This window comes from Mammaliicoccus sciuri, assembly GCF_025561425.1.
Lineage (GTDB): Bacteria > Bacillota > Bacilli > Staphylococcales > Staphylococcaceae > Mammaliicoccus > Mammaliicoccus sciuri_A.
The window spans coordinates 1,196,998-1,211,176 of record NZ_CP094824.1 but is presented as its reverse complement, the minus strand read 5'-3'; the positions used below and the strand labels follow the sequence as shown (position 1 = coordinate 1,211,176).

At 33.8% G+C, this 14,179-nt stretch carries 13 protein-coding genes and 1 pseudogene; all 14 read right to left on the bottom strand.

Going from position 1 to position 14,179, the window contains the following annotated elements; genetic code table 11:
- Window position 1: 1 nt before the first annotated feature.
- Complete coding sequence (frr, locus tag MUA60_RS06320; RefSeq protein ID WP_025905326.1) at window positions 2-556, bottom strand: ribosome recycling factor; 555 nt, start codon at window positions 554-556, stop codon at window positions 2-4.
- A gap of 17 nt (window positions 557-573) precedes the next feature.
- Entirely contained in the window at window positions 574-1,296 is a 723-nt protein-coding gene (gene pyrH / locus MUA60_RS06315; RefSeq protein WP_262650278.1) for a UMP kinase, read from the bottom strand.
- A gap of 84 nt (window positions 1,297-1,380) precedes the next feature.
- Complete coding sequence (gene tsf / locus MUA60_RS06310; RefSeq protein WP_185805765.1) at window positions 1,381-2,268, bottom strand: translation elongation factor Ts; 888 nt, start codon at window positions 2,266-2,268, stop codon at window positions 1,381-1,383.
- 93 nt (window positions 2,269-2,361) lie between these two features.
- The gene (gene rpsB / locus MUA60_RS06305) at window positions 2,362-3,138 is read right to left on the bottom strand and encodes a 30S ribosomal protein S2 (protein ID WP_262650277.1); all 777 of its coding nucleotides are present in this window, start codon (window positions 3,136-3,138) and stop codon (window positions 2,362-2,364) included.
- Window positions 3,139-3,295: 157 nt separating this feature from the next.
- Entirely contained in the window at window positions 3,296-4,069 is a 774-nt protein-coding gene (gene codY, locus MUA60_RS06300; protein WP_262650276.1) for a GTP-sensing pleiotropic transcriptional regulator CodY, read from the bottom strand.
- A gap of 18 nt (window positions 4,070-4,087) precedes the next feature.
- Entirely contained in the window at window positions 4,088-5,470 is a 1,383-nt protein-coding gene (hslU, locus tag MUA60_RS06295) for an ATP-dependent protease ATPase subunit HslU (RefSeq protein ID WP_048542780.1), read from the bottom strand.
- Window positions 5,471-5,507: 37 nt separating this feature from the next.
- Window positions 5,508-6,050 (bottom strand): ATP-dependent protease subunit HslV, encoded by a 543-nt coding sequence (gene hslV, locus MUA60_RS06290; RefSeq protein ID WP_037560086.1) that lies wholly within the window; start codon window positions 6,048-6,050, stop codon window positions 5,508-5,510.
- A 13-nt stretch (window positions 6,051-6,063) separates the two neighbouring features.
- Complete coding sequence (xerC, locus tag MUA60_RS06285; protein ID WP_262650274.1) at window positions 6,064-6,945, bottom strand: tyrosine recombinase XerC; 882 nt, start codon at window positions 6,943-6,945, stop codon at window positions 6,064-6,066.
- Between the two features lie 62 nt (window positions 6,946-7,007).
- On the bottom strand, window positions 7,008-8,312 hold the full coding sequence (gene trmFO, locus MUA60_RS06280) for an FADH(2)-oxidizing methylenetetrahydrofolate--tRNA-(uracil(54)-C(5))-methyltransferase TrmFO (RefSeq protein ID WP_025905318.1): 1,305 nt from the start codon (window positions 8,310-8,312) through the stop codon (window positions 7,008-7,010).
- Between the two features lie 185 nt (window positions 8,313-8,497).
- Entirely contained in the window at window positions 8,498-10,570 is a 2,073-nt protein-coding gene (gene topA, locus MUA60_RS06275; RefSeq protein WP_262650273.1) for a type I DNA topoisomerase, read from the bottom strand.
- A gap of 88 nt (window positions 10,571-10,658) precedes the next feature.
- Window positions 10,659-10,841, bottom strand: a pseudogene (locus tag MUA60_RS06270) (DNA-processing protein DprA); the annotation flags it as partial.
- 165 nt (window positions 10,842-11,006) lie between these two features.
- Complete coding sequence (locus MUA60_RS06265; protein ID WP_262650271.1) at window positions 11,007-11,906, bottom strand: nuclease-related domain-containing protein; 900 nt, start codon at window positions 11,904-11,906, stop codon at window positions 11,007-11,009.
- Window positions 11,907-12,084: 178 nt separating this feature from the next.
- Entirely contained in the window at window positions 12,085-12,993 is a 909-nt protein-coding gene (sucD, locus tag MUA60_RS06260) for a succinate--CoA ligase subunit alpha (RefSeq protein WP_025905314.1), read from the bottom strand.
- Between the two features lie 17 nt (window positions 12,994-13,010).
- Window positions 13,011-14,177: an ADP-forming succinate--CoA ligase subunit beta gene (gene sucC, locus MUA60_RS06255; protein WP_025905313.1), complete on the bottom strand. Its 1,167-nt coding sequence runs from the start codon at window positions 14,175-14,177 to the stop codon at window positions 13,011-13,013.
- Window positions 14,178-14,179: the final 2 nt, after the last annotated feature.

Genomic DNA, 14,179 nt, shown 5'->3' with positions numbered 1-14,179 from the left:
TTTAAACTTCCAAAATGTCATTTTCTTTTTGAGTCGTTAAATCATCTATTTGTTTGATGAAATCATTTGTAATATTTTGAACTTCTTCAGTTTGATTTCTTAAATCATCTTCTGTAATTTCGCCATTTTTTTCTTGTTTCTTCAAATCTTCATTTGAATCACGACGAACATTACGAATTGCAACTTTAGCATTTTCAGCTTCTTTTTTAGCTTCTTTTACTAATTCTTTTCTGCGTTCTTCAGTTAATGCTGGTACTGAAATTCTAATAACTGTACCATCACTTGTTGGATTAACACCTAAGTTAGCTGCATTAATTGCTTTAAGTACATCTTCAACTGATGATTTGTCATATGGTTGAACAACTAACAAACGCGCTTCAGGTACTGAAATACCTGCTAATTGTTGAATAGGTGTTGGAACACCGTAGTACTCAACATTTACTCTTTCTAAAAGATTCGCATTTGCATGTCCAGTTCTGATTCCAGCTAAATCTCTATTGAAACTTTCAATAGTTTTGTTCATTTTTGACTTCGTTTCTTGAATAACATCTGCCATGGAATTACACCTCAAGTTTATTTTGTAATAATCGTGCCGATTTCTTCACCTTGAACAGCACGTTTAATATTTCCTTCTTCCATAATTGAGAATACAACAAGTGGGATATCATTGTCCATACAGAATGATGAAGCAGTTGAATCCATAACTTGTAATCCTTCTTGTAACATTTGAATATATGTTAATTTTTCGTATTTTTCTGCATTAGGATCTACTTTAGGGTCAGCAGAATAAACACCATCAACATTGTTTTTACCCATTAAGATAACGTCAGCCTCAACTTCGGCTGCTCTTAAAGCTGCAGTCGTATCAGTAGAGAAGTAAGGATTCCCTATTCCCGCTGCAAATATAACGACTCTCTTTTTCTCTAAGTGACGAATCGCACGTCTTCTAATATATGGTTCAGCAACTTGTTTCATTTCGATTGAAGTTAATACACGAGTATCACAATCTAATTGTTCTAAACTATCTTGTAATGCTAAAGCATTCATAACAGTGGCTAACATGCCCATATAATCAGCTGTTCCACGATCCATACCTAAATCGCTACCAGTTTTACCTCTCCAAATGTTTCCGCCACCAACGATTACAGCAACTTCGCAATCCATTTGAGCAACTTCTGACACTTGTTGAGCGATGCTTTTAATTACGACTGGGTTAATGCCAAAGCCTGAGTCTCCTGCTAAAGCTTCACCACTTAGTTTTAATACGACGCGTTTATATTTAGAATTCTTAGTCATCTTGATCCCTCTCTATGCTTATAATTAGGTCTTTATATATAACGAAAGAAGACACAAAGCGTGTCTTCTTCCTAAAAAGCAATCTTAGTTGCCTTTCATTTGTCCTTTTACTTCATCAGCAAAGTTATCAGAACGTTTCTCGATACCTTCCCCAACTTCGTAACGAACGAAATCTACAAGCACGCCACCGTCTGTTTTTAAGAATTCAGCAACAGTTTGGTCTGGATTTTTAACGAATGCTTGGTCAACAGCACAGATTTCTTCTAAATATTTACGCATTCTACCTTCAACCATTTTTTCAACGATATTTTCAGGTTTACCTTCGTTTAAAGCTTGTTGTTTTAAAATTTCTTTTTCGTGAGCTAATTCTTCTTCAGATACTTGGTCACGAGAAACAAATTTAGGATTTAATGCAGCGATGTGCATAGCAACGTCTTTAGCTGCTTCTTCATTAGTTGAACCTTCAACAACAGTTAATACACCAATACGTCCACCCATGTGTAAGTACTCACCGAATGAATCGTTATCAGTCTTTGTTTTTAATGTAAATCTACGTAAAGTTAATTTTTCACCAATAGTAGAGATAGCTTCGTTCATTTTTTCTTCAACAGTTTGACCACTAGCTAATTTTGAAGCATTTAATGCATCAACGTCAGCTGGTTTAACATCAAGAATATGATCAGCCATTTCTTTAACTAAGTTTTGGAAACCTTCGTTACGAGCAACGAAGTCAGTTTCTGAGTTTAATTCAAGAATTACTGCATCGTTACCTTTAGATGCAACAAAAGTAGTACCTTCTGCAGCAATACGGTCTGCTTTCTTAGCAGCTTTAGCGATACCTTTTTCACGTAAGTAATCTACCGCTTTATCGATGTCACCATCAGTTTCTGTTAAAGCTTTTTTACAGTCCATCATACCTGCGCCAGTTTTTTCACGTAGTTCTTTAACAAGTTTAGCTGAAATAGCCATAATCTAATTCCTCCATTTATTTAAATAATATATTGTTTATCTTAAATCTTTCTAAAAAAAAGTGATAAGTTATAGAACCTTATCACCTTTTTGAAATTATGCTTCAGTAGTTTCAGTTGATTCTTCTTCAAGTGCTTGTTCTGTTTCGTTTAAGTCGATGTTTTGCTCTTCAGCAACATCTTCATTTGAAACGCCTTGTTGACCTTCTAAAATAGCATCAGCCATTTTACCAGTTAACAATTTAACAGCACGAATAGCATCATCGTTCGCAGGGATAACATAGTCGATTTCATCTGGATCACAGTTTGTATCAACAATACCAACGATTGGAATGTTTAATTTACGTGCTTCAGCAATCGCATTACGCTCTTTACGAGGGTCTACTACGAATAATGCTTGAGGCATTGATTTCATATCACGAATACCGCCTAAGAATTTGATTAAACGGCTATATTCTTTTTTAAGTTCTACAACTTCTTTTTTAGGTAATACATCAAACGTACCGTCTTCTTCCATTTTTTCAATTTCAGAAATACGTTTTACACGTTTAGAGATTGTTTTATAGTTAGTTAAGATACCACCTAACCATCTTTGGTTAATGTAGTAGTGTCCAGCACGTTCAGCTTCTTCTTTAACTGACTCTTGTGCTTGTTTTTTAGTACCTACGAATAATACTTTACCGCCTTCTTCAGAAACAGATTTAATAAAGTTGTATGCTTCGTCAACTTTTTTAACTGTTTTTTGTAAATCGATAATGTAGATACCGTTTCTTTCTGTGAAAATGTATTTTTTCATTTTTGGGTTCCAACGGCGTGTTTGGTGACCGAAGTGAACACCTGCTTCAAGCAATTGTTTCATTGAGATAACTGCCATGATAATTCCTCCTAATTGGTTTTATTCCGCCATAAACACTTATTATAGAAACAACTTAGTTAAGTTGCACCAATCCATAATTTCCGTGATTATGTGTGAATTTGGCTTTTATAGCCGTTTTCAAATATATCATATATTATACTGTTCATCAAGTATTTTATTTAGATAATCCTAACTCATCTAAGAATTTTTCTTTTTTAATTCTAATAAATGTACCTTTCATACCTAAAGAACGAGATTCAATTACGCCAGCACTTTCTAATTTTCTTAATGCATTGACGATTACTGATCTTGTGATACCTACTCTATCAGCAACTTTAGAAGCAACTAATAAACCTTCAGGTGCACCAAGTTCTTCAAAGATATGTTCAATTGCTTCTCTTTCTGAATATGAAAGTGAGTTAATTGCCATATTGATTGCTGCTTTGTCTCTAGCTTCTTGTTCAATTTCATTATGTTTTTCTCTTAATATTTCCATACCAATAACAGTAGCTGCGTATTCACCAAGTACTAAGTCATTGTCATTGAAATCTTGAGATACACGTCCAACTACTAATGTACCTAAACGTTCACCACCACCAAGGATTGGGAAAATAGTTGTTTGACTATCAACGAATAATTCTTTGTTTTCTGGTGGGAATACAGTTAATACTTCTTCAATACCGATATTTGATTTCGTTTGTTCTACGTGCATTAATTGATCAGTATATTCTTTAGGAATATGTCTGTCTTCTAACATTTTGATAATACGTTCATTGCTTAATAATTCATTTAAGCTTGAACCTAAAATTTTACCTCTTCTTGATACGATGAATACGTTTGTCACCGTTACATCACTGATAGTTTTAGCCATATCTTTAAAGTCTACAGCAATACCTTTATGCTTTTGTAATAACGTATTTAATTGTCTTGTCTTTGATAATAAACTCATTTAATTTTTTCTCCTTTTTTATAGAATAAATGCGCTTAAGTCTTTATTTGTCGCAATAGATTCTAATTTTTGATTAACATATTCAGGTGTTATATCTACAACTGCATTTGGCATATTCGAAGCTTCAAAAGAAAGATCTTCTAGCATTTTTTCAAGTATAGTATGCAGCCTTCTTGCACCGATATTATCTGTCTCTTGGTTAACTTGAAAAGCAATTTCAGCTAAACGATTAATGGCTTCATCTGTAAAGTTGATTGTCACCATCTCAGTTTCCAACAATGCTTTGTATTGATCAAGAAGCGATTGTTTCGGTTCTTTTAATATTTTAACGAAATCTTCAGTTGTTAAACTATCTAATTCAACGCGAATTGGAAATCTACCTTGTAACTCAGGTATTAAATCACTTGGTTTAGACATATGGAACGCACCTGCACCAATAAATAATATGTGCTCAGTATTAATTGAACCATATTTCGTTTGAACGACACTACCTTCAACAATTGGTAAGATATCTCTTTGTACACCTTGTCGAGATACATCTTGTCCACCGTTACTGTTGCTCACAGCAATTTTATCGATTTCATCGATGAATACCATACCCATTTGTTCAGTTAATTGTATTGCTTCTTCATTAACGGATTCTTGGTCAATCAATTCATTCGCAATCTCATCTGTTAAAATTTTTCGTGCTGATTTAACTGGCAAGTTTCTTTCAACTTTTTTCTTAGGCATCATCTGACTAAGCATATCTTGCATTTGAGGGTTATTTTCCATACCCATCATGCCAAGTGTTTGTTGTTCTTGTTCTACTTTTATTTTAACGATTTCTTCTTCAAGTTCACCGTTTAATAATTGTTTTTTAATATCTTCACGTTTTGTTTTTATTTCTTCAGTTGGTGTTTCTTCAACTTCTTCTTGTTGATTGAAGTTCGGGAATTGTCCACCAAACAATGACTCTAACGGATTATTACTATTACTTTGTGCTTTTTTCTTCATGCTAGGCACAAGCAATTTCACTAATTTTTCATTAGCTTTTTGAGTCGCCTCATCGAGTACGCCTTTTTTCTTTTCTTCTTTAACAAGTCGACGCCCTACTTCAACAAGGTCACGTATCATACTTTCAACATCTCTACCTACATAACCTACTTCAGTAAATTTAGTAGCTTCTACTTTTACAAAAGGCGCACCAACTAATCTAGCCATTCTTCTAGCTATTTCAGTCTTACCTACACCTGTAGGACCTATCATGAGAATGTTTTTAGGTATGATTTCGTTTCTAAGTTGTTCATCTAATAAACTTCGTCTATAGCGATTTCTTAAAGCAATTGCTACTTTACGCTTAGCATCTTGTTGACCAATGATATGATCATTTAATCGATCAACGATATCATGCGGTGTCATTTTTAATTGATTTTGTGACAACCTTAAACCCCTCCAATTATATTTCTTCAACTTTTATTTCATGGTTTGTAAACACACAAATATCTGCAGCCGTATTAAGTGAAGCTTCTGCAATTTCTTTAGCCGATAAATGAGGTGCATATGATTTAAGCGCTCTACCAGCACTTAAAGCGTAATTACCACCAGAACCAATAGCAATGATACCATCATCTGGCTCAATCACCTCTCCAGTACCACTTACGACTAATAAATCAGTTTCATTCATAACAATGAGCATCGCTTCAAGTTGACGTAACATTTTATCTCCACGCCATTCTTGAGCAAGCTCAACTGCAGCTCTCGTTAAATTACCGCTATATTCTTGTAATTTAACTTCAAATTTTTCGAATAAAGTAAATGCGTCCGCAACGCTGCCAGCGAAACCAGCAACAACTTTATCATGATATAATCTTCTAACTTTTCTTGCTGTTTGTTTCATGATGACTTGCTCACCTAATGTAACTTGACCGTCACCTGCCATTGCAGAATGACCATTATGTCTTATTGCAAATATAGTTGTAGCATGTAATGAAGAACTCATTATCAAATCTCCTTTACGCACGTGGATGTGCTGATAAGTATACTTTTCTTAATTGATCTTTTGTAACATGTGTATATTGACTTGTCGTTGATAAACTTTCATGTCCCAGTAAACTTTGAACACTTCTCATATCGGCTCCTTGATTTAGCAAATGCGTCGCAAAAGTATGCCTTAATTTATGAGGGTGAATGTGATACACACCTTGCGTTCTCTTAACAATTTCGTTCAGCGCATACCTTACACCACGTTCAGTTATAGGTTTACCTCTCATGTTTACTATCAAGAAATCATGATCTAAATGCACCTGACTTCTAAACTGTTCAATATAGTCAACGATTGCACTTTGACAATACTCTCCAAAAGGGACGATACGTTCTTTATTCCCTTTACCTAGCACTTTGACAAATGCATAATTCAAATCAATATCACTCATTTGAATATGAACTAATTCTGACACTCGAATACCTGTCGCATAAAGCAACTCAAGAATGACGCGATCTCTTATATTCGTTTTTTTACCATCATCAAGTGTTTTAAATAGCTTTTCCATTTCTTCTTCATAGAAAAAACTTGGTAAATGATGTTCTTTTTTTGGATGTACAAGTTGAATAAATGGATTCTGAATATCGCTATCAACACTCATCCAATATTGATATAAAGATCTTAATGTAGAAATTTTACGCGAAACACTCGTCCTTTTATGTCCTTTATCATACAAAAACGCAAGGTATCTCCTTGCATCTTTATATTCAAATGATTCTAAGGATAAATGTTCTGACTGTAAAAAATCATTAAATTCATTCAAATCAAGTTGATATGCATTTAAAGTATGGGTGGAAAAATGTTTTTCATAAGTTAACATATCAACAAACTGTTGTTCAATTGTATGTAGCATAACTCATTCCTCCCATTTTATCTGAATTGTATCACAATTCTAAAAAATCTTAAAATAATTTACTAAAGCATTACTTTAAATGAATCTAAATGTTTTAATGCACGATTTGCAAGTGTTTCATAACGTTCTTTCTTATCTTTAATACGTTTTTCTAATGTAGGTAACAAACCAAAGTTCGCATTCATTGGTTGGAAGTTCTTATTATTATTCGCATGTGTAATGTAATAAGCCATACTTCCGATTACTGTTTCTCGAGGGAAAACAATTGGATCAAGACCTGAAACGAGTTTACTTGCATTAATTCCTGCAATCAATCCGCTTGCTGCACTTTCAACATATCCTTCTACACCTGTCATTTGACCAGCAAAGAATAAATCTTCTCTTGATTTTAATTGATACGTTTCTTTAAGCGCGTTTGGTGAATTAATAAATGTATTTCGATGCATCACACCGTATCGTACGATATCAACATTTTCTAATCCAGGTATAAGCGAAATAACTTCTTTTTGCGCGCCCCATTTTAGATGTGTTTGGAAACCTACAATATTATATAACGTTCCAGCTGCGTCATCTTGTCTTAGTTGAACAACTGCATATGGTCTTTTACCAGTTTTAGGATCTTCTAAACCTACAGGCTTCATAGGACCAAATAATAAAGTTTTTTTGCCACGTTCTGCCATTACTTCAAATGGCATACAACCTTCAAAATAAATTTCTTTTTCAAATTCTTTTAATGGCACAACTTCAGCATTTATGAGTGCATCATAAAAAGTATTGAATTCTTCTTCAGTCATTGGACAATTCAAGTATGCTGCATCACCTTTGTCATAGCGTGATTTCAAATATACTTTATCCATGTTAATAGATTCTTTTTCAATAATTGGTGCAGCTGCATCATAGAAGTACAGTTGTTCTTCACCTGTAATATTCATAATTTGTTTCGTTAAACTTTCTGTCGTTAAAGGACCTGTTGCAATAATTGTTGGTCCGTCAGGAATCTCAGTAATCTCTTCATTCTTTACAGTAATATTCGGATGATTCTTAAGCGTATCTGTAATGTATCCCGCAAAATCATGTCGATCGACAGCTAGTGCACCTCCCGCTGGTACACGCGCATTATCTGCTGCTTTTATAATTAATGAATCTAATTGTCTCATTTCTTCTTTTAAGACACCGACAGCATTTGTTAATTGATTACCTCTTAGGGAATTAGAACATACAAGTTCTGCAAATTTATCTGTATGATGCGCTGGTGTTTGTTTTACCGGTCTCATTTCGTATAGATTAACATTGAATCCTCTCTTGGCAATTTGATATGCCGCTTCTGAACCTGCTAATCCAGCACCGATAACATTTATTGAAGTCATTATTTATACCTCCTTGATTTTCGAATTTTTCATTCCATATTGAATTGTATAACAAATCTGAATTTAATCAAATGATAAAGTGATGATAAATTTTAAAAATTAGTGACGTTTTACTATTAAAACATTAAATCAAAAAACAAGTGCAAAAAGTTATCATTAAAATAACTTTTTGCACTGTATTATAACTATTTTTGTTCTTGCTCTTTATAGTCACAATTTGGACATATAACTTGAGCTGATTTTCCTTTTTTACGTTCAACAAGTACTGTTTCACATTTAGGACATGAACGATCTAAAGGTTTATCCCATGATGTATAATCACATTCTGGGTATCTTGAACAACCATAGAATACTCTGTTCTTTTTAGATTTACGTTCGACAACTTCGCCCTCTTTACATTTAGGACATTTAACGCCAATCGTTTTAATGATTGCTTTTGTATTTCTACAATCTGGGAAATTTGAACAAGCCATAAATTTACCGTATCGGCCCATTTTATAAACCATTGGTGAACCACATAATTCGCAATCCTCGTCAGCTGGTTCATCTTTGATTTCAATTTTCTCCATTTCTTCTTCTGCTCTTGCTACATCGATTTTAAAGTTTTCATAGAACATATCTATGACTTTCTTCCACTCAATTTCACCATCTGCTACTTTATCTAGCAATGTTTCCATGTTAACTGTAAAGTCAACATCTATAATTTCAGGGAAGTATTCTTTTACTGACTCATGTACGATTTCTCCTAACTCTGTAGGTACAAATCTTTTCTGGTCTAATTTTACGTAGTTTCGTTTTTGAATCGTATCGATTGTAGGGGCATAAGTTGAAGGTCTACCGATTTTTAATTCTTCTAAAGTTTTAACCAAGCGTGCTTCAGTGTATCGTGGTGGTGGTTGAGTGAAATGTTGTTTTGGATTGATTTTCTCAGCCGTAACGATATCACCTTTTTCTAACGGTGGTAATTTACCTTCTTTTTCTTCATCAGTATCATCTTTAGCTTCAACGTATACTTTCATGAAACCTTTAAATTTGATTGTTTGACCATTTGCTCTGAATTTCAAATCGCCTTGTGTAATATCTGCCGCAACTGTATCAGCAATAGCAGGTGCCATTTGACTTGCCATAAAACGTTCCCAAATCAATTTATATAATCGATATTGATCTCTAGATAAGAATGTTTTCATCTGATCTGGTGTACGTTCCACACTTGTCGGTCTAACAGCTTCATGGGCATCTTGTGCGCCTTGTTTACCTTTTGCTGCCTTTGCTTTAGATAAATACTCTTTACCATACTCTTTTTCAATAAATGATGCTGCTTCAGCTTGAGCACTATCAGCTATACGTGTAGAGTCCGTTCTCATATAAGTAATCAAACCAACAGTACCTTGTTTTTTCAAATCTATACCTTCGTATAATTGTTGTGCTAACATCATTGTTTTTCTAGCTTTAAAATTCAACTTACGTGATGCTTCTTGTTGTAAAGATGAAGTTGTAAATGATTTCGCAGGATATCTTAATTTTTCTTTCTTAGTAACTTGCGTAACTTCAAATTTATCCCCATCTAATTGTGTTGTAATTTTTTGTACGTCTTTTTCATTTTTTAATTTAACGAGTTTACTTTTCTCATGTAAAAACTTCGCACTAAATGTTTTAGTTTTATGTTTAAATAAACCTTCAATTGTCCAGTATTCTTCTGGATTAAAATTATTAATTTCGTTTTCACGATCTATAACGAGTCTTAATGCAACAGATTGTACACGACCTGCTGACAAACCTTTTTTAACTTTTTTCCATAACACTGGAGAAATGTTATACCCAACAAGTCTATCAAGTACACGTCTCGCTTGTTGTGCATCAACTAATTCATGTTCTATTTCTCTAGGATGCTTAAAGCTATCTTTTACTGCATCTTTTGTGATTTCGTTAAATACGACTCTTGATTTTTTATTTTCATCTATATCTAATATATGTGCTAAATGCCACGCAATTGCTTCACCTTCACGGTCGGGGTCACTTGCGAGATAAACGTTTTTTGCTTTTTTTGCATAGCGTTTTAAATCTTTTACAACTGGCCCTTTGCCGCGAATCGTAATATATCTAGGTTCATAATTATTTTTAACATCTACGCCCATTTGACTACGAGGTAAATCTCTAACATGCCCCATAGATGCAACGACTTTATATTTTTTTCCTAAATATTTTTCAATGGTTTTTGCTTTTGCGGGCGATTCAACGATGACAAGATTTTCTGCCAAAGTAAGTCCCCCTTGCTATTCTATTGATTACAAATGTAAATGATAAACTGATAAATTCAGCTTTGTCAATTAAAACATTTTATAAAATTTATTTTTGCTTAGTAAATATACAATAATCCTCAATGATATCTTGAGCATTTTGTACGAGCTTGGCACCTTCTTTTATTCTATTATTGCCGCCTTTACTTAAAGATTGAAAAATCGTGCCTGGGCAACAATATACATTTCTATTTTGTTCCAATGCCAAGTCTATCGTGATTAAAGAACCACTGTATATTAGTTTTAAAATTGTTTGTTGATAATCATTCATAAATGTACACCTCTTATAATGTAGATTTTTTCTGTTTTGGGCGGGCGGCTAACGATCTTGTTTTGGTTTCTTGGACGTTAGAATTTCTAACGATCTTTTTTCTCAGTCTTGATCGTTAGCACCGCATCACCTACTAAATTCTTCTAAGTAATACGTCTTATACCTTTGACCTTTACTCTTAAAATGTTGATTGCATATTCTTTTTACAGTTTGAACATTATTTGCCTCACACCATTCAACTGCTTCTGGTATTATAAATCCTTCTTTTCCTTTTATTATGCCTAGTTCTATTATGTTGAAATAGTAAAGTTCCACTCTTCTAAAAGTTTTCAAACAATTTTTACAAGGTATAATCTTCTTCTTTTCTTCAATTATAATAGTATGTAACTTTTTACATTCTGGACATTTAATACCTTTAGTTATCTTATTAAAAGCAACTCTTTCGACTGGTTTAAATCTATGAGAAAATATTTGCTGCTTAGCTATAATTTGCTGAAGTATTTGATTATCTTTATCGATTTGTTGAGATTGAAATAGCTTTGGAAATTTATAGAATTCTGAGCGCAATAGTACTTGCGAGCGGTTAGGTATGTGGTTTCTTAGTGTAAATGTGGGATTTGAAAATACTAAATAGTGATTTATTGGTAGGTTTAGATTCATTTCTTGAAGTATTGATTGGAGGGTATTTTTAGCTTTGTATAATTGTACAAATGGTGATGTGTAACGTTTATTGTAAGAATTCTTTATATAGTTGTCATAGATTTCGAAATCACCATAGTAGTGTTTAACTTCTAATATACTTATATGACTGTTATGTATGATTAAAAAATCTATTTGTACTGCATTTGAAGATACAAATTCAAGATTATGACTAAACACAATTTGATGTTGTTGCTTTAGTAGATTTTCTACTATTTGTTCGCCTTCATAACCTTTAAATTTATTCATGATTTCAAAATCATGACTGTCTTCATTTAATCTTGATGGTAGTGCATTTACATATGCTGTTTCATTGTTGTGATTCATGCCTCACTCCTGTTTGTTAATATTTTACATATATTATAGTTTATGCATTTAATATTGTCTACAAAAAAACCACTAACAAACTAAAATTTAGTTCATTAGTGGGATATATAAATTTAAACACCAAATAAGCACAGTGCTTTTCTATTGAAGAAAGACACTGTACTTATATATATGGTTATTATTTAACTGTTAGACATTTTTCATATAAACCGTCTTCTTTTTTAATGCGGTTTATAAGTGTTTCAGCGATAACAGATGGTGTATCTGCTGTATCAATACCACAGTCATTTAAAGTTTTGATTTTTTCAGATGCGGTACCTTTACCGCCTGAAATAATTGCACCAGCATGACCCATACGTTTTCCTGGAGGTGCTGTTTGACCACCAATGAATCCTACTACTGGTTTTGTCATGTTAGCTTTAATCCATTCAGCTGCTTCTTCTTCAGCTGTACCACCGATTTCACCAATCATAACAACTGCATATGTTTCGTCGTCTTCATTAAATGCTTTTAATACATCAATGAAGTCTGTACCATTAACTGGGTCTCCCCCAATACCAACAGCTGTCGTTTGACCGATACCTGCTTGAGTTAATTGATGAACCGCTTCATATGTTAATGTACCTGAACGTGAAACTACGCCTACGTGACCTTTTTTATGGATGTAACCAGGCATAATACCAATTTTACATTCATCTGCAGTGATCACACCAGGACAGTTTGGTCCTACTAAGCGTGTCTTCTTACCTTCTAAGTATCTCTTAACTTTAATCATATCAATAACAGGAATATGTTCTGTGATACAAATAGCTAAGTCTAATTCAGCATCTGCACTTTCAATAATTGCATCAGCCGCAAATGGAGCTGGTACATATATTACTGAAACAGTTGCGCCAGTTTCAGCGACTGCTTCTTCTATAGTGTTAAATACTGGTACACCTTCAACAACTTGCCCACCTTTACCAGGTGTTACCCCAGCAACGATTTGAGTACCGTATTCTAGCATTTGTTTAGTATGGAAAAGTGCTGTTGCACCCGTAATACCTTGAACTAATACTTTTGTATTTTTATCGATGTATACACTCACGTAACTCTCCGCCTTTCTTATCGTTCTTGAACTAATTTAACAATTTTTTGAGCACCATCAGCCATGATAGATGCTGGCTCGATTGCTAAACCAGATTCTTTTAAGATTTGTTTACCTTGTTCAACATTAGTACCTTCAAGTCTTACAACTAAAGGCATATCTAATTCAACTTCTTTAGCAGCAGCTACGATACCTTCAGCAATGACATCACATTTCATGATTCCACCGAAGATATTTACAAAGATACCTTCTACTTGTGAATCACCTAAGATGATTTTGAATGCTTCAGTAACTTTTTCTTTTGTTGCGCCGCCCCCAACGTCAAGGAAGTTAGCCGGATTACCGCCAAAGTGATTAATTGTATCCATCGTAGCCATAGCTAAGCCAGCTCCGTTTACCATACAACCGATGTTTCCATCTAGCGCGATATAAGATAAGTCGTATTTAGAAGCTTCGATTTCTTTTTCATCTTCTTCTTCTAAATCACGCATTTCAACGATATCTTTATGTCTGAATAAAGCATTATCATCGAAGTTTACTTTTGCATCAAGAGCTAATACTTCACCACTACCTGTTGTAACAAGTGGGTTAATTTCAACAATTGAGCAGTCTTTTTCTACAAACACATTATATAAAGACATCATTAATTTAACAGCTTTGTTAACTGATTCTTTAGGGATGTTAATATTAAATGCTATTCTTCTAGCTTGGTAAGGCATTAATCCAGTAACAGGATCAATCACTTCTTTGAAGATTTTTTCAGGTGTTGCTGCAGCAACTTCTTCAATTTCAGTTCCGCCTTCTTCTGAAGCCATTAAAGTAATTCTGTCTGTAGCTCTATCGATAACGAACCCAATGTAATATTCTTTTTGAATATCGCATCCTTCTTCGATAAGAAGACGTTTTACTTCTTTACCTTCAGGGCCAGTTTGATGTGTAACAAGTACTTTGCCTAATAATTCTTTAGCATATTCACGTACTTCATCAATTGATTTAGCAATTTTAACGCCACCAGCTTTACCACGTCCACCAGCATGGATTTGCGCTTTAACAACATATACATTTGAATCTAATTCTTTCGCTTTTTCTACTGCTTCAGCAGGTGAAAAAGCCACTGAACCATTAGGTACAGCTACGCCCATAGAGCGAAAAATCTCTTTACCTTGATACTCATGGATATTCATTC